17 protein-coding genes are annotated in these 14,932 nt (G+C 60.4%); 14 read left to right on the top strand and 3 right to left on the bottom strand.

The window, feature by feature from the left end; translation table 11 throughout:
• The first annotated feature begins 36 nt into the window (after positions 1-36).
• The 13 genes from Q2T52_RS19475 (at position 37) to Q2T52_RS19535 (ending at position 12,731) form a co-directional block, all read left to right on the top strand.
• Positions 37-1,677 carry an ABC transporter substrate-binding protein gene (locus Q2T52_RS19475; RefSeq protein ID WP_302078496.1) on the top strand — a complete coding sequence of 547 codons (1,641 nt, stop codon included), beginning with the start codon at positions 37-39 and terminating at the stop codon, positions 1,675-1,677.
• A gap of 11 nt (positions 1,678-1,688) precedes the next feature.
• Complete coding sequence (locus tag Q2T52_RS19480; RefSeq protein ID WP_302078497.1) at positions 1,689-2,756, top strand: ABC transporter permease; 1,068 nt, start codon at positions 1,689-1,691, stop codon at positions 2,754-2,756.
• Complete coding sequence (locus tag Q2T52_RS19485) at positions 2,753-3,679, top strand: ABC transporter permease (protein ID WP_302078498.1); 927 nt, start codon at positions 2,753-2,755, stop codon at positions 3,677-3,679. The genes Q2T52_RS19480 and Q2T52_RS19485 overlap by 4 nt, the downstream gene beginning before the upstream one ends.
• A complete protein-coding gene (locus tag Q2T52_RS19490) occupies positions 3,676-4,509 on the top strand; it encodes an ABC transporter ATP-binding protein (RefSeq protein ID WP_302078500.1) in 834 nt (277 codons plus the stop codon). The genes Q2T52_RS19485 and Q2T52_RS19490 overlap by 4 nt, the downstream gene beginning before the upstream one ends.
• On the top strand, positions 4,506-5,258 hold the full coding sequence (locus Q2T52_RS19495) for an ABC transporter ATP-binding protein (RefSeq protein WP_302078502.1): 753 nt from the start codon (positions 4,506-4,508) through the stop codon (positions 5,256-5,258). Before Q2T52_RS19490 ends, Q2T52_RS19495 begins: the two co-directional genes overlap by 4 nt.
• A gap of 34 nt (positions 5,259-5,292) precedes the next feature.
• A complete protein-coding gene (locus Q2T52_RS19500) occupies positions 5,293-6,222 on the top strand; it encodes a LysR family transcriptional regulator (protein WP_302078503.1) in 930 nt (309 codons plus the stop codon).
• Between the two features lie 125 nt (positions 6,223-6,347).
• Entirely contained in the window at positions 6,348-7,883 is a 1,536-nt protein-coding gene (locus tag Q2T52_RS19505; RefSeq protein WP_302078504.1) for an ABC transporter substrate-binding protein, read from the top strand.
• Between the two features lie 220 nt (positions 7,884-8,103).
• Positions 8,104-9,054: an ABC transporter permease gene (locus tag Q2T52_RS19510; RefSeq protein ID WP_302078505.1), complete on the top strand. Its 951-nt coding sequence runs from the start codon at positions 8,104-8,106 to the stop codon at positions 9,052-9,054.
• Positions 9,051-9,872 carry an ABC transporter permease gene (locus Q2T52_RS19515; RefSeq protein WP_302078506.1) on the top strand — a complete coding sequence of 274 codons (822 nt, stop codon included), beginning with the start codon at positions 9,051-9,053 and terminating at the stop codon, positions 9,870-9,872. The genes Q2T52_RS19510 and Q2T52_RS19515 overlap by 4 nt, the downstream gene beginning before the upstream one ends.
• Positions 9,873-9,887: 15 nt before the next feature.
• Complete coding sequence (locus Q2T52_RS19520) at positions 9,888-11,285, top strand: amidase (RefSeq protein ID WP_302078507.1); 1,398 nt, start codon at positions 9,888-9,890, stop codon at positions 11,283-11,285.
• 132 nt (positions 11,286-11,417) lie between these two features.
• Positions 11,418-11,744, top strand: coding sequence for an ElaB/YgaM/YqjD family protein (locus Q2T52_RS19525; RefSeq protein WP_302078508.1), 327 nt, complete (start codon positions 11,418-11,420; stop codon positions 11,742-11,744).
• 1 nt (position 11,745) lies between these two features.
• Positions 11,746-12,186 (top strand): hypothetical protein, encoded by a 441-nt coding sequence (locus Q2T52_RS19530; protein ID WP_302078509.1) that lies wholly within the window; start codon positions 11,746-11,748, stop codon positions 12,184-12,186.
• A gap of 32 nt (positions 12,187-12,218) precedes the next feature.
• Positions 12,219-12,731, top strand: coding sequence for a Dps family protein (locus Q2T52_RS19535; protein WP_302078510.1), 513 nt, complete (start codon positions 12,219-12,221; stop codon positions 12,729-12,731).
• Between the two features lie 33 nt (positions 12,732-12,764).
• Here the strand turns inward: Q2T52_RS19535 and Q2T52_RS19540 are convergent, their stop codons facing one another.
• On the bottom strand, positions 12,765-13,523 hold the full coding sequence (locus Q2T52_RS19540; RefSeq protein ID WP_302078511.1) for a Crp/Fnr family transcriptional regulator: 759 nt from the start codon (positions 13,521-13,523) through the stop codon (positions 12,765-12,767).
• A gap of 152 nt (positions 13,524-13,675) precedes the next feature.
• On the opposite strand from Q2T52_RS19540, the gene Q2T52_RS19545 reads away from it, so the two are divergent.
• Positions 13,676-14,020: a hypothetical protein gene (locus Q2T52_RS19545; protein ID WP_302078512.1), complete on the top strand. Its 345-nt coding sequence runs from the start codon at positions 13,676-13,678 to the stop codon at positions 14,018-14,020.
• An 18-nt stretch (positions 14,021-14,038) separates the two neighbouring features.
• Here Q2T52_RS19545 and Q2T52_RS19550 read toward each other — a convergent pair whose 3' ends face one another.
• Both Q2T52_RS19550 and Q2T52_RS26915 read right to left on the bottom strand, forming a co-directional pair.
• Positions 14,039-14,605 (bottom strand): RNA polymerase sigma factor, encoded by a 567-nt coding sequence (locus Q2T52_RS19550; RefSeq protein ID WP_302078513.1) that lies wholly within the window; start codon positions 14,603-14,605, stop codon positions 14,039-14,041.
• On the bottom strand, positions 14,602-14,931 hold the full coding sequence (locus tag Q2T52_RS26915; RefSeq protein WP_436799560.1) for a NepR family anti-sigma factor: 330 nt from the start codon (positions 14,929-14,931) through the stop codon (positions 14,602-14,604). Before Q2T52_RS26915 ends, Q2T52_RS19550 begins: the two co-directional genes overlap by 4 nt.
• Between the last annotated feature and the right edge of the window lies 1 nt (position 14,932).

Here is a 14,932-nt window from a genome sequence, read left to right on the forward strand (position 1 = left end):
AACCAATCCAAAAACAAGCATGAAGGGGAACCTCCGATGATCCATTCTGTCCAAAAGTACGCCCGCATTCTGTCCGCCAGCGCGGCACTTTCTCTGCTGGCGCTGGCCGCACCGCAGGCCTTTGCTGCAACGCCGGCCGACACGCTGGTTGAAGGCTTTGCCATCGACGACATCATCACGCTCGATCCGGGTGAGGCTTTCGAGCTGTCGACCGCGGAAGTCACCGCCAACACCTACAGCAAGCTGGTGGCGCTCGATCCGAGTGATACGTCGAAGGTGGTGGGCGAACTGGCAGCCAGCTGGACGGTCTCCGATGACGGCCTGACCTATACGTTCAAGCTGAAGCCGGGCCTCAAGTTTGCGTCCGGCAACCCGATCACGGCAGCTGACGTTGCCTTTTCCTTCGAGCGTGCCGTCAAGCTCGACAAGTCGCCGGCCTTCCTGCTGACCCAGTTCGGCCTGAAGGGCGACAACGTCACCGACAAGGCCAAGGCGGTTGATGACGCAACTTTCGCGCTGACGGTCGACAAGCCCTATGCCCCGACCTTCGTGCTGAACGTGTTGACGGCGACCGTTGCTTCCGTCGTCGACAAGAAGGTCGTCATGGCAAAGGCCAAGCCGGTGACGCCAACGGCTGAATACAAGTACGACACAGATTTCGGTAATGACTTCCTGAAGACCGGCTATGCCGGTTCCGGCCCGTACAAGGCGGTGACCTGGAAGGCGAATGAAGCGGTCGTTCTGGAAGCCAACCCCAATTATTTCGGCGAAAAGCCGAAGCTGAAGCGCGTCATCTACCGCAACATGAAGGAAAGTGCGTCGCAGCGTCTGGCCCTGGAAAACGGTGATATCGATGTCGCGCGTAACCTGGAGCCGAACGACCTGAAGGCAATCGCTTCCAAGTCGAACCTGGCCCAGACCTCTGCGCCGAAGGGCACACTCTATTACTTCAGCCTCAACCAGAAGAACCCGAACCTGGCAAAGCCGGAAGTTGTCGAAGCCTTCAAATATCTGGTGGATTACGATGCGATCGGCGCGACGTTGATCAACGGCATCGGCAAGATCCACCAGAGCTTCCTGCCCGAGGGACAGCTCGGCGCGCTTTCCGACAACCCCTACAAGCTGGATGTCGCCAAGGCCAAGGAACTGCTTGCCAAGGCTGGCCTGAAGGACGGCTTCAAGGTGACCATGGATGTGCGCAACACGCAGCCGGTGACCGGCATTGCCGAAGCCGTGCAGCAGACGCTGGCTCAGGCCGGCATCAAGCTGGAAATTATTCCGGGCGATGGCAAGCAGACGCTGACGAAGTATCGCGCCCGCCAGCACGACATCTATATCGGCCAGTGGGGTTCGGACTATTTCGACCCGAACTCGAACGCCGAAACCTTCACTTCGAACCCGGACAATTCTGATGCGGGCAAGAACAAGACGCTGGCTTGGCGCAATGCTTGGGATGTGCCGGAGCTGACGAAGCAGACGCAGGCAGCGCTCCTGGAGAAGGACAGCGCCAAGCGCGCCGCCATCTACCAGGATCTGCAGAAGCAGGTTCTGGCCAAGAGCCCCTTCGTTGTGATCTTCCAGCAGGTTGAAGTGGCGGGCTATTCGTCCAAGCTGAAGGGCTTCAAGCTTGGCCCGAGCTTCGACACCAACTTCGTCTACACGGTCTCGAAGGACTAAGGACCAGTTCCTTGACGCTTCCCGACACAAGCGGAGCGACGCGACGAAGGTCGCGTCGGAACTCCCGCCGGTTTGGGGCGGTGCTGCGTTTCGCGGTCACCACCCTGACCACTTTCCTCGGCCTTCTGGCCGTGACCTTTTTCATTGGCCGCGTCATCCCGATCGATCCCGCGCTTGCCATCGTGGGCGATCGTGCGCCTGCGCATGTGGTGGAGCGGGTTCGCGAGGAACTGGGCCTGAACCTTCCGCTCTGGAAGCAGTTTTTCATTTATCTGCGCCAGGTGCTGACGGGTGATTTCGGCGTGTCCGTCCTCACCACCAATCCGGTCATGGAGGACATCAAGCGAGTGTTTCCGGCGACGCTGGAACTTGCCAGTGTCGGTACGCTGATCGGCGCGTTTTTCGGAGTTCCACTCGGTGTGCTTGCCGCGGTGCGTCGCGGTAGTCTGGCAGACCAGATCGTGCGCGTGATCGGCCTGATCGGTTACTCCGTGCCCGTTTTCTGGCTGGCACTGCTGTCGCTGCTGTTTTTCTATGCGCGGCTGCATTGGGTCGCCTATCCCGGCCGCATCGACATTGCCTATGAATACACCTTCACCTCCACGACCGGCCTTTTCCTGCTCGATGCCATCATGCAGGGCGAGTGGGAAATCCTCTGGGACCTGTTCCGCCACATCATCCTTCCGGCCTCGCTGCTCGGCTATTTCTCGCTTGCCTATATCAGCCGCATGACGCGCTCGTTCATGCTCAACGAGCTGGCGCAGGAATATGTGGTGGCGGCGCGTGCCAAAGGTCTTTCCGAGGCCCGCATCATCTGGTTCCACGCGCTGCGCAATGCCGCCGTGCCGCTGGTGACGGTGATTGCCCTTTCCTATGCGGGCCTGCTCGAAGGCTCCGTGCTGACGGAAACCATCTTCTCCTGGCCGGGCATCGGCCTCTACATCACCAATTCGCTGCAGAACGCCGACATCAACGCCGTGCTTGGTGGCACGCTGGTCATCGGCGCCGTGTTCGTGACCATCAACCTGTTGTCCGATCTTCTCTACCGGACGCTCGATCCCAGGACGCGCAGCCGATGAGCACTGAAACATTGAAACCCTACAGCCGCGCCTGGCTGCTCTCCGACCGCCCGACCTCGCGCCAGCAGGCGCGCATGGGCCGTGCCTACGTGATCTGGCGGCGTTTTTCGGAAAACCGGCTGGCGCTGCTTGGCCTGTTCATCATCATTGCGCTTATCGTCATTGCCGCATTGGCGGATGTGCTGTCACCGCATAACCCCGTCGTCGGCGACCTCATGCGCGCCCGGCTGCTGCCGCCGGGAACGGAGGGCTTCCTGCTGGGCACCGATGACCAGGGCCGCGATATCCTCTCCCGCCTGATCCATGGCTCGCGGCTGACGCTGCTGGTGGTGGTGCTCGTCGCGATCATCGCTGCACCGATTGGCCTCGTGGTCGGCACTGTTGCAGGCTATGCCGGTGGCTGGGTGGATGCGGTGCTGATGCGCATTACGGATATCTTCCTCGCCTTTCCGAAGCTCGTGCTGGCGCTGGCACTGGTGGCGGCGCTTGGTCCCGGCATTGAAAACGCCATTCTGGCAATTGCCGTCACCTCCTGGCCGCCCTATGCCCGTATTGCCCGCGCGGAGACACTGACCTTCCGCAATTCGGAATTCATCTCGGCCGTGAAGCTGATGGGTGCGTCGCCCTTCCGCATCGTGCTGCGCCACGTCATGCCGCTCTGCATGTCATCACTGATCGTGCGTGTGACGCTTGATATGGCCGGCATCATCCTGACCGCTGCAGGTCTTGGCTTCCTCGGCCTTGGTGCGCAGCCGCCGCTGCCGGAATGGGGTGCAATGATTGCATCTGGCCGCCGCTTCATTCTCGACCAGTGGTGGGTGGCTGCCATGCCCGGCATTGCGATCCTGATCGTCAGCCTCGGCTTCAACCTGCTGGGTGATGGGCTACGCGACGCACTCGATCCGAAGGAGGCAGGCCAATGAGTACGCTTCTGACGGTGGATGATCTCAAGGTTTCCTTCCCCACCCGTACCGGCGAAATCAATGCCGTGCGCGGCGTGTCCTTTACGCTCGGCCGCGAGCGGCTGGGTATCGTTGGCGAGTCCGGTTCCGGCAAATCGCAGACGGGCAGGGCGATCATGGGGCTCACCCCCGGCCACGCGAAGATCACGGCCAAGACCTTGAACTTCGACGGCATTGATCTCTTGCACGCGTCTCCCAGGCAGCGGCGAGATCTGCGCGGCAAGCGCATCGCCATGATCCTGCAGGATCCGAAATATTCGCTGAACCCCGTGATGACGATCGGGCGACAGATCATCGAGACGTTGCAGACCCACGAAAAGGTTAGCTGGAAGCAGGGGCGCCAGCGGGCGCTCGATATGCTCGAAGCCGTGCAGATCCGCGACCCCGAACGCGTCTTTGACCTCTATCCGCATGAAGTTTCCGGCGGCATGGGCCAGCGCGTGATGATTGCCATGATGCTGGTCTGCGGCCCGGAACTGCTGATTGCGGATGAGCCGACATCGGCGCTGGACGTGACGGTGCAGCTCGATGTGCTCGGCATTCTCGACAAGCTCGTGGCCGAACGCGGCATGGGGCTGATCTTCGTCAGCCACGACCTGCGGCTCGTCTCTTCCTTCTGCGACCGCGTGATCGTCATGTATGCGGGTCGCATCGTGGAGGAACTGCCGTCCGCGGATCTGGCCTCTGCCAAGCATCCCTATACGCAGGGGCTTCTCAACTGCCTGCCGCGGATCGGTTCGGACAGGCATCCGCTTCCCGTGCTGGAGCGCAAGGCGGAGTGGGCACAATGACGGCGACGGCACTTTCTGTTTCCGACATGGTCGTGACCTTTGACGAGTTCGTGGCGCTGAACCATGTCAGCCTCGATGTGCGGGAAGGCGAATCCTTCGGCATCGTAGGCGAATCCGGTTCCGGCAAGTCGACCCTTCTGCGCGCGGTGGCCGGATTGAATGTCTTCGAAAGCGGGCGCCTGACAGTGGCCGGGCGCAGCTATTCCGGCGCCAAGCGTGATCGGGACTTCTACCGCACCGTCCAAATGGTCTTCCAGGACCCCTATGGTTCGCTGCACCCGCGCCAGACGGTCGACCGCCTGCTGCTGGAGCCGCTCGCCATCCACGGCTTTACCGATGTCGATGTCCGCATCGCCCGCGCGCTGGACGAGGTGGGGCTGGGTTCCGGCTTCCGTTTCCGCTATTCACACCAGTTGTCGGGCGGACAGCGCCAGCGCATCGCCATTGCCCGCGCGCTCATCCTGGAGCCGAAGATCCTGTTGCTCGATGAGCCGACCTCGGCGCTCGATGCTTCGATCCAGGCGGAAATCCTGAACCTTCTGGAGCAGGCGCGGCGGGAGCGTGGTCTCACCTTCGTGATGGTTAGCCACGATCTCGGCGTCATCAGCCATATGTGCGACCGGCTGGCTGTCATGCGCAAGGGTGAGGTGGTGGAAACCTTTGCGGCCGATGCTCTGGAAAAGCGGGAGTTTTCCGCCGATTATACTCGGCAATTGCTGGTGGCCAGCGAAGGGTTCCGACGCGGCTGACGCTTTGTTCCTTGTTCGATGCAATGGAAACCCGATGCAGCTTCGTGCCCTGATGTATTTCGATGAGCTCGTGCGCACCAATTCGATGCGCGCGGCGGCGGAGAATTTGAACGTCGCGCCGACTGCGATCAGCCGCCAGATCGAAAACCTCGAGCATTATTTCGGCGCTCCGCTGGTGGAGCGCAGCAATCGCGGCATCAAGCTGACGGCAGCGGGTGAGCTGTTGGCAGCCCGTGCCGGCAAGACGCTGCGCGAGCTGGAGCATGTGCAGCAGCTGATTGATGATCTTGAAGGGCTGAAACGCGGCAAGGTGGTGATCTATGCCAACGGCGCAACGGTCGCAAACCTGCTTGCGCCGGTGCTGGCCCAGTTCAGCCTGAAATATCCGAAGCTGCGGTTCGAAGTGGCGATCACCAGTGCACGGCAGGCGATTGATGCGCTCGCCAATGCCGAGGCCGATCTTGTGGTCACGCTGTTCGCGCCCAAGATGCCGGGCGTGAAGGTGCGTCTGCGTTCTGAAATCACCTATGATCTCATTGTTGCCGCCTCGCATTCGGCGGCAGCCTTGAAGGAAATTTCGGTGAAGGAGATCGCCGATCTGCCGCTTGCCCTGCCAGACAAGAATTTTGGCGCACGCCAGGCCTTCGAGGAACAGTTCGCGCGGGAAAAGCTGGAGCTTGATCCGGTCTTCGTGACCGGCTCGCTGGAAATGCTCAAGGAACTGGTGCTGCGCGAGGCAGCCGTCACCTTTCTGCCTGCTCTCACGGTTCAGCGGGAGGTGGAACTGGGCCTGCTGGCTGCGGTGCCTATCGCCGGGGGCAAGGGCGTGCACACAGCGATCGAACTCTGCGTCGCACCAGATCGCCAATTATCTTTTGCAGCTGCCAGGCTTGTCGATTTTATCGAGGCCTTCATGCAGGGCGCAGAGGCTGCGAAGACTCGCCGCAAGAAAAACTCCGTGTAGCGATTTCGGCTACACAGAGCACACAAAATTCGCCATTGTGTGTGCAGTCATGAAATGACATCATTTTCTCATAATCCGGGTCGCGGCACACATCATCCGCCGTGACCGACCCAAGGGGACGACTGATGATGGGACACTCGATGCTTGCCGTCTCGACGGCTCTGACGCGCCGTGCTGCCTTAGGCCTGGCACTTGTCGGCGGTTTGATGCTTGCCACGCAGCAACATGCCGAGGCGGCTGCGAAGGCAACCGCGACGATTGGCATGGCCATCGAACCGACGGGCCTTGATCCGACTATTGCCGCACCGGTCGCCATCGGTCAGGTCACCTGGCAGAACATCTTTGAAGGCCTGACCACGGTCGACAAGAATGGTAAGGTGCAGCCCCAGCTGGCCGAAAGCTGGACAATTTCGCCTGACGGCCTGACCTACACATTCAAGCTGCGCCAGGGCGTGAAGTTCCATGATGGCGAAGCCTTCGACTCGTCGGTTGCCAAGTTTGCGATCGACCGTGCCCGCGGCGCGGATTCGGTCAACCCGCAGAAGCGTTACTTCGCCTCCATCGACACAGTCGAAACGCCTGATGCTTCGACGCTGGTGCTGAAGCTGAAACAGCCGGCCGGCAGCCTGCTCTACTGGCTGGGCTGGCCGTCATCCGTCATCGTGGCCCCGAAGTCCGCCGAGAATAACAAGACGACGCCTGTTGGCACCGGCCCGTTCAAGTTCGTGAGCTGGGCCAAGGGCACCAAGGTCGATCTGGCCCGTAACGCCGACTACTGGAACAAGGCGGGCGCAGCGAAGCTTGAGACAGCAACCTTCCGCTTTATTGGGGACGCCCAGGCGCAGGCTGCTGCCCTGAAGGCGGGTGACGTCGATGCCTTCCCGGAATTCGGCGCGCCTGAGTTGATGGCGAGTTTCGCCGGCGATAACCGTCTGGCGACCGTCATCGGCAACACCGAGTTGAAGGTGGTTGCCGGCATGAACAATGCCAAGAAGCCTTTCGACGACAAGCGCGTGCGCCAGGCCCTGATGATGGCGGTGGATCGCCAGGCTGTGGTGGATGGCGCCTGGTCGGGTCTCGGTACGCCGATCGGTAGCCATTACACACCCAACGATCGTGGCTTCAAGGACCTGACCGGCGTCTACCCGCATGATGCGGAAAAGGCCAAGAAGCTTCTGGCGGAGGCCGGTTATCCGAACGGTTTGACCTTCACTATCAAGGCGCCGCAGATGGCCTATGCACAGCGCTCGGCGCAGATGTTGCAGGCGCTGTTTGCCGATATCGGTGTGACGCTGAACATCGAAACCACGGAATTTCCGGCCAAGTGGGTGGCGGATGTGTTCAAGGCCGGCAACTACGACATGACCATCGTGGCCCATGCCGAGGCCATGGACATCGATATCTACGCACGCGACCCCTACTACTTCAACTACAAGAACCCGGCCTTCAATGACATTCTGAAGAAGGTTGAAGCCACCTCTGACCCGAAGGAGCAGGAGGCGCTTTACGGCCAGGCGCAGACCATTCTCGCCCAGGACGTGCCGGCTCTCTTCCTGTTCGTGATGCCGAAGCTCGGTGTGTGGGACAAGAAGTTGAAGGGGCTTTGGGAAAACGAGCCCATTCCGTCCAACGTGCTCTCCGAGGTGCAGTGGGCGGAGTAGAGTTTTTCCCCTCCCCAACCCCTCCCCACAAGGGGGAGGGGCTTAACCCGCGGCGCTCGCTGTTCTTACCGATTGCGTGGAATGGTGCCCCTTGGTTTCTCCCCCCTTGTGGGGGAGATGGCGGCAGCCAGAGGGGGTATTCGTCTCAATCCCAATTCTCGTTGCATGCCGGTGTTCGGCACTTCATCCTTCGCTCGACAGGAGCCCGAAGGGACAGGACATGATTGCGCTTATTTCCCGCCGGCTTGCCGGTCTCATCGTCACGCTGCTGCTGGTTTCGGCGCTGATCTTCGCCGTGATGGGCCTGCTGCCGGGCGATCCGGCTTCCATCATCCTCGGCACCTCCGCCAGCCCCGATACGCTGGCCGCGCTGCAGAAGGAGATGGGCCTCGATCAGCCTCTGATCGTCCGTTACTTCGGCTGGCTATTCGGTGTCCTGAAAGGCGATTTCGGGCGGTCCTATACCTATGGCGTGCCGGTGGCAGGCTTGATTGCCGAGCGTCTGGTGGTTACCGTGCCGCTCGCGCTGATGGCGATCGTGATTTCCGTTGTGATTGCCATTCCGCTTGGCGTTCAGGCCGCACGGCATCAGAACGGTCCCGTTGATTGGATCGCGGGTCTTGTTTCCCATATCAGCATTGCCGTGCCTGCCTTCTGGGTCGGTCTGCTTCTGATCATCCTGTTTTCCACGATGCTCGGCTGGATGCCTGCGGGCGGCTTTCCGGGCTGGAGCGCCGGGTTGGGTCCGGCCTTTCGTGCGCTGTTGCTGCCTGCCATTGCGCTGGCCCTCCCACAGGCGGGTGTGTTGACCCGCGTCACCCGCTCGGCGGTGCTGGAAGTGATGAATGAGGATTATGTGCGCACGGCCCTTTCCAAAGGCCTGCCGCAGGGCAGGGCGCTCTGGCAGCATGCCTTTCCCAATGCGCTGATCCCCGTCGTCACCATTCTCGGGCTGCAGTTCACCTTTCTGATTGCCGGGGCCGTGCTGGTGGAGAACGTCTTCAACCTGCCAGGTCTCGGGCAACTCGCCTATAAGGCGCTGTCGCAGCGTGATGTTGTGGTCATGCAGATGGTGGTTTTGTTCTTTTCCGCGCTCGTCATCACCATGAACTTCATTGTCGATCTCGCCTATCTCGTGATCGATCCTCGACTGCGGGCAGGTATGCGATGATCCGCTCTCTTCTTCGGCGCCCCACGCTTCTCATCGGCCTCGTCGTTACGCTGCTGCTGTTTGCGATTGCGATCACCTCGCTGTTCTGGACGCCGCTGCCGCCGACCAAGATGCAGATTGCCCAGAAGCTGAAGCCACCTTTTTCGGCGGGTCTCCTGGGTACGGATCAGTTCGGGCGTGACCTTGCCTCCATGCTGATGGTCGGCGCGTGGAATTCGCTCTCCACCTCTCTGCTGGCGGTTGCTTTGGGTGCCACCCTCGGCACGGCTGTCGGCGTGCTGGTTGCAGCGGTGCGTGGACTGACCGAGATGGTGGTGATGCGCGTCTGCGATATCATCTTCGCGATCCCGCCGATCCTCAGCGCCATGATGCTGGGTGCCTTTATCGGCTCGGGCCGGTTCACCGCCATCATCGCAATTGCCGTCTTCATGGTACCGGTCTTTGCCCGCCTGACGCTGGGTGCGGCCCTGCAGATCTGGTCTCGCGAATATGTTTCGGCTGCCATCGGCATGGGCCGAAGCCGCACGCGGATCACGCTCGTCCATATCCTGCCGAATATTTCCAACCAGATCATCGTGCAGGTGACGATCCAGCTCGGCCTCGCCATCCTGACGGAGGCTGGGCTTTCCTTCCTCGGGCTCGGCATGCCGCCACCGGCGCCCACCTGGGGGCGCATGCTCTCCGATGCGCAGACCTTTCTGGGCGCTGCTCCCTGGATGGCGCTGATGCCGGGACTCGCCATCGCGCTGGCGGTTCTGGGCCTCAACATGCTGGGCGATGGTCTGCGCGACCTGCTCGATCCCCGTGATAAAACCTGACGAAAAGATCCTCCCATGAACGAACTACTGACGCTGACCATCCGGCAGATCCGGGACCTCTATGCCAAGAAGGCGCTTTCTCCTTCGGAATACTGGCTTGCCGTGGAAAAGCAGGTTGATGCCTTCGAGCCGCATGTGAAGGCGCTCTACCTCTACAATCCCGAAAGCGCGCGTGCACAGGCCGCCGCTTCCACCGAGCGCTGGGCGAAGGGGGAGACGCTCGGCATTCTCGACGGTATTCCGATTACGCTCAAGGAACTGATTGCGACCAAGGGCGAGCCTGTGCCGCTTGGCACAAAGGCGGTGCCGCTCGTTCCTGCCGCCGAGGATGCGCCGATTGCCGCCCGTTGCCGCGAGGAAGGGGCGGTGATCTTTGCGAAAACGACCTGCCCGGATTACGGCATGCTGTCATCGGGTCTTTCCAGCTTTCATCCGCTCAGCCGCAATCCTTGGGATCTTTCGCAAAATCCTGGAGGCTCCAGTGCAGGCTCGTCCGCGGCCGGTGCCGCCTCCTTCGGTCCCCTGCATATCGGAACGGATATCGGCGGATCGATCCGCCTGCCCGCTGGTTGGACTGGCCTCTTCGGCCTGAAGCCCAGCAATGGACGCATTCCGATCGATCCCTATTACTTCGGTCGCTGCGCCGGGCCGATGACGCGATGTGTCGAAGATGCCGCCTATTCCATGGGCCCGTTGTCCAGGCCGGACTGGCGCGATGCCACATCTCTTCCACCGGAAGAGATCGATTGGCTCGATCTCGGCATCGATGTGCGTGGCCTGAAGATCGGTCTGATGATGGAAGCCGGGATCGGCCTCGATGTCGAGGAGGAGGTACAGGCGGCAGTTCTGGCGGCTGCCCGTCTCTTCGAACAGGCTGGAGCCGAAATCATTCCGGTTGCGCCGGTTCTGACGCGAGCCATGCTCGATGGCCTCGACAATTTCTGGCGCGCCCGTTTCTGGGGCGATATCGCCACAATGCCGGAAGAACAGAGCGCACAGATCCTTCCCTATATCTATGAATGGGCGAAGGGCGGCTCCGAGATCACTGGGGCAGAGGCCGTCAAGGGCTTCAACCAGACCTATGAGATGCGCAAGGCCTGTGCACGCTTGTTCTCACAGGTGGATGTCGTTCTCTCGCCGACCAATCCGATCGTCTCCTATCCGGCGGAATGGGCATCCCCCACCAATGACCCGACCAAGCCTTTCGAGCATATCGGCTTTACCGTGCCGTGGAACATGTCGGAGCAGCCGGCGGCTTCCATCAATTGCGGCTTCTCGAAAAGCGGTATGCCGATCGGCATGCAGGTTGTCGGGCCGCGGTTCGCGGACATGACCGTTATGCGGCTTTGCAAGGTCTTTGAGGATTGGACGGGCGGCATCAAGGCCTGGCCGGAGGCGCCATCGACCTTCTAACGCTTGATGTTCCTCAAAGCGGAGGGCGGCAACACATTCTATGGAACAAAATCGGGCGAGCGTCGTTGACCGGACGAATGAGCTGCGGGTCAGGGCGCCCGCGCCGGATGTTTGCCTCTCAAGGAGAATGTGATGTCGATGAATTCACCGAACGAATTTGCTCGCCCTGGCTCGCAGGCGGATATCGAACAGCAGCTGCAGCAGTTGCGCGAGGATATCGCAGCTCTGGCGCGCTCCGTCGCCGCTGCCGGAACCAATACGGCGGAAGACCTGAAGCAGAAGGCCCGCAAGACGGCCGCTGATGCGACGGATGAAGCGGCGCATCTACTTGGTGCAGCTCGTTCGCAGGCGAAATCGATCGAGCGCGACCTGGAACGCCAGATCCGCACCAATCCCCTGCAAGCCGTGGCAATTGCCGCTGGCGTCGGCTTCCTCTTCGCGCTCCTGTCGCGTCGCTAACATGGGTGGATTGGCGCCTCTTCTGGCGTCGCTGCTGGCGGTGGATCTGAAGTCCACCGCAAAGCGATTGCGGCGAAACACAATCCTTTATGCACTGGCTGGCCTCTTTCTGCTGACCGCCTATGGTGCCGGTGTCGGCGCGCTGGCGATCTGGCTGATGCGGGTGATGAACCCTGCTGCCGCGCTCGGCGTCGTGGCCGCTGCGGCTGTGACGCTCGCCTTGGTCATCTTCATTATCGTGATGCTGCAGAACCGGGCCGAAGAACGCCGTCGGCGCGAAGCGGCCAGCGGCAGCCGTGCCCTGATGCTGACGGCAGCCATGTCCGCGCTGCCGGTGCTCATGAAATCGCGGCCTTTGATGGCCGCTTCCGTTGCCGGGGGACTGGCACTTCTGGCCCTGCGTTTGCTGGGCGGCGGCGACGACAACCAGCCTGACGCATAAGGCGTCGGGCTATCCCTGAAAAGGAGACCACGATGGCAAAAGCCTCAGCCGTACTTCAGCCTCGCTCACATGACGAGGATATCAATATCGGCCTGGAGAAGGCCTATCGCAACAAGATGGCGGAGAGCCTGTCGCAGATTCTGGCGGCAACCTATCGCCTGACGATCAAGAGCCATGTCTATCATTGGAATGTCGTCGGCCCATTGTTCAAGCCGTTGCACGACCTAACCGAAGAGCATTACGGCCTGCTGTTCGAAGCTGCCGATATCATTGCAGAGCGCATCCGGGCACTCGGCCATCTGGCCCCTGCGACATTGGGCGAAGCCGCCGATTTCGCTCCGAAGGCCAATGATGTCGGCAAACTCACGGCGGTGGATATGGTCAATGATCTCGTGAGTGATCATGAGAAGGCGGTACGTACCATGCGTCAGGCGGCCGAAGAAGCCGATGATGCCGGCGACGTTGTCACTGCCGATATGCTGACAGATCGACTGACCTTCCACGAGAAGGCACTTTGGATGCTGCGCGCCATCATCGCCGAATAAATCGACGACCTCCTGATAGCATCAAGGCCTGCGTCAAATGAAAGGACGCGGGCCTTCTTTCGTTGGGCGCCAGCCAGCGAGATCGAACAACCGCCGCTGGTCCAGCACTTCACAACCTCGATCCAGCCAGCGTACCATGCCCATGTCCGCCAGCTTGCGCAGCGTCTTGTTGGTATGAACCAGCGAAAGGCCAAGTGTGTCGGCCACGTGCTGCTGCGTGAGCGGCAGGATGTTTGGTCCACCTTCTACGAACACGCCCGTCATTTCGGCGCGCGTGTCGAGGAAGGCCAACAGATATGCTGCTCTCTCCAGCGCGGTGCGTCTGCCAATGCTCAGCAGATGTTCATCCAGCATGGATTCCTCGCGCGACGCGATCCAGGTCAGATCATAGGCCAGGGACGGATGATCCCGAAACAGGGTCGTCAGCTTGTCGCGCTCGAAAGTACATAGCGTAAGGCGAGTCAGTGCCTCGACCGAATGCATCATCTCAGCCATGAGGTTGCCCTGCAGTCCTACCAGGTCGCCCGGCAGTACATAATTGAGGATCTGGCGGCGCCCGTCTTCAAGGATCTTGTAGCGATAACCCCAGCCGGTCAGCACGGTATACAGCTGCGGATGGCGTTCCCCTTCCGAAATCACCGTCGCGCCCGGATCCACGGACAGTTCGCCGATTTTGAACGACTGGACGAAGCCCAGTTCCTCCTGGGTGAAATTGCGAAAATGGGGGCGACGTCCGATGGGACAGAGATCGCAGGGGATGCGCGGCGGGATAAGGGACTTCGTCGTGACCATGGCGGGGAATCAGCAAGATGATGATGAACCCGACTATATGTTCCATTTCATATCGATGTTGTGTCTTTTTTAAATGACCCCATCTCCGGAAGGTGATCTACCGCCCAAAGCCGGGCCGCGAAGCATGCCTGGACTGAAACAGGAAAGAGCGGTTGCAGGTTCTTGTCGTCGATGGCGAATTTTTAGTGGCCTTGGAAGCGGAGCAGGTTCTGGCCGATAGCCTGGGCCTGAAGGTGGAAATCGCGATGCCGCGCATCAGCGCTTCCACCATTCGCGAAAGGCGCCACGACATTGTCATCGTGGATGCCGCACTTGTTCTGGACAATCGCCGCGACCTTGCCAGCGCTTTACGTGGCTCCGACGCGGCGATCATCTTCTGGTCATTTGACAACGAGCATCTTCATGGCCTGCCGAGCTGGGACGGCATTCCTGTCATTTCCAAACCGTTTGATGATGAGATTTTGGTGGGAGTGGTTCGAAACGTCGCTGCGCGCTAGCGACATTTCCACCCGGCATTAACTGCCGAATGCGCGTGCTGTAATAGCGGCATCGCCTGGATCGGGGCCGAAGTCGCCCTCGCCGGAAACACCCAAAAGTTCCTGCAGACGTGTGCGAGCCCGGCTTACGCGACTTTTGATCGTCCCGACGGCGCAGCCGCAGATCGTCGCCGCTTCCTCATAGGCAAAGCCGGCAGCGCCTACCAGGATAATTGCTTCCCTCTGGTCATCCGGCAACGTGTCCAGCGCCTTGCGGAAATCCTGCAGATCAAGCCGACCATATTGTTCCGGGTGAACGGCGAACCGCTCGCTGAACAGGCCATCCGTGTCCTGGACTTCGCGACCACGCTTGCGCATCTGGCTGTAGAACTCATTACGCAGGATCGTGAACAACCATGCCCGCATGTTCGTTCCAGCAGTGAAGCTCTTCTGGTTCGCCCACGCTTTCATGATCGTATCTTGCACCAGATCGTCCGCCTTGTCGTGGCGGCCGGTCAGCGAAACGGCGAAAGCGCGAAGATTCGGCAACGCCGCCAGCAGATCGCGTTTGAACGCGCGATCGACGTCTTCGTCTTTGATCGTCATTTCATTTTCACCGATTTTGCGTTTTTCTCTGCTTCCTCAAGACGCTCGAGAAGCTCTAAAAACCGGTCGGGTATGCCTTCTTCCTGAACGGCATCATAGAATTCGCGCAGCTTTCGCGAAATCGACGCGTTAGGCTGCATTGCGCCGGGCCGGGGATTGTTGGAGTGTAATGATGTCATCTTATCTTTTTTTCTGGTCTCGTCGTCACTCATCACGCAGGCAGCCTGTTGCGATATCGTCCGGGGAAAATGCGTGAGCCAAAAAAAAGTTCCCAATCCGCGGAACTTTTTTTTGCTCTTTTCGTTGATATCACGTTCATTGCCCACT

Source organism: Rhizobium oryzicola, from assembly GCF_030504645.1.
Lineage (GTDB): Bacteria > Pseudomonadota > Alphaproteobacteria > Rhizobiales > Rhizobiaceae > Neorhizobium > Neorhizobium oryzicola.

Coding starts and splice junctions, on each gene's coding strand:
- Q2T52_RS19475 (WP_302078496.1), top strand. CDS start 37: ATGATCCATTCTGTCCAAAAGTACGCCCGCATTCTGTCCGCCAGCGCG.
- Q2T52_RS19485 (WP_302078498.1), top strand. CDS start 2,753: ATGAGCACTGAAACATTGAAACCCTACAGCCGCGCCTGGCTGCTCTCC.
- Q2T52_RS19490 (WP_302078500.1), top strand. CDS start 3,676: ATGAGTACGCTTCTGACGGTGGATGATCTCAAGGTTTCCTTCCCCACC.
- Q2T52_RS19495 (WP_302078502.1), top strand. CDS start 4,506: ATGACGGCGACGGCACTTTCTGTTTCCGACATGGTCGTGACCTTTGAC.
- Q2T52_RS19500 (WP_302078503.1), top strand. CDS start 5,293: ATGCAGCTTCGTGCCCTGATGTATTTCGATGAGCTCGTGCGCACCAAT.
- Q2T52_RS19505 (WP_302078504.1), top strand. CDS start 6,348: ATGATGGGACACTCGATGCTTGCCGTCTCGACGGCTCTGACGCGCCGT.
- Q2T52_RS19510 (WP_302078505.1), top strand. CDS start 8,104: ATGATTGCGCTTATTTCCCGCCGGCTTGCCGGTCTCATCGTCACGCTG.
- Q2T52_RS19515 (WP_302078506.1), top strand. CDS start 9,051: ATGATCCGCTCTCTTCTTCGGCGCCCCACGCTTCTCATCGGCCTCGTC.
- Q2T52_RS19520 (WP_302078507.1), top strand. CDS start 9,888: ATGAACGAACTACTGACGCTGACCATCCGGCAGATCCGGGACCTCTAT.
- Q2T52_RS19525 (WP_302078508.1), top strand. CDS start 11,418: ATGTCGATGAATTCACCGAACGAATTTGCTCGCCCTGGCTCGCAGGCG.
- Q2T52_RS19530 (WP_302078509.1), top strand. CDS start 11,746: ATGGGTGGATTGGCGCCTCTTCTGGCGTCGCTGCTGGCGGTGGATCTG.
- Q2T52_RS19535 (WP_302078510.1), top strand. CDS start 12,219: ATGGCAAAAGCCTCAGCCGTACTTCAGCCTCGCTCACATGACGAGGAT.
- Q2T52_RS19540 (WP_302078511.1), bottom strand. CDS start 13,523: ATGGTCACGACGAAGTCCCTTATCCCGCCGCGCATCCCCTGCGATCTC.
- Q2T52_RS19550 (WP_302078513.1), bottom strand. CDS start 14,605: ATGACGATCAAAGACGAAGACGTCGATCGCGCGTTCAAACGCGATCTG.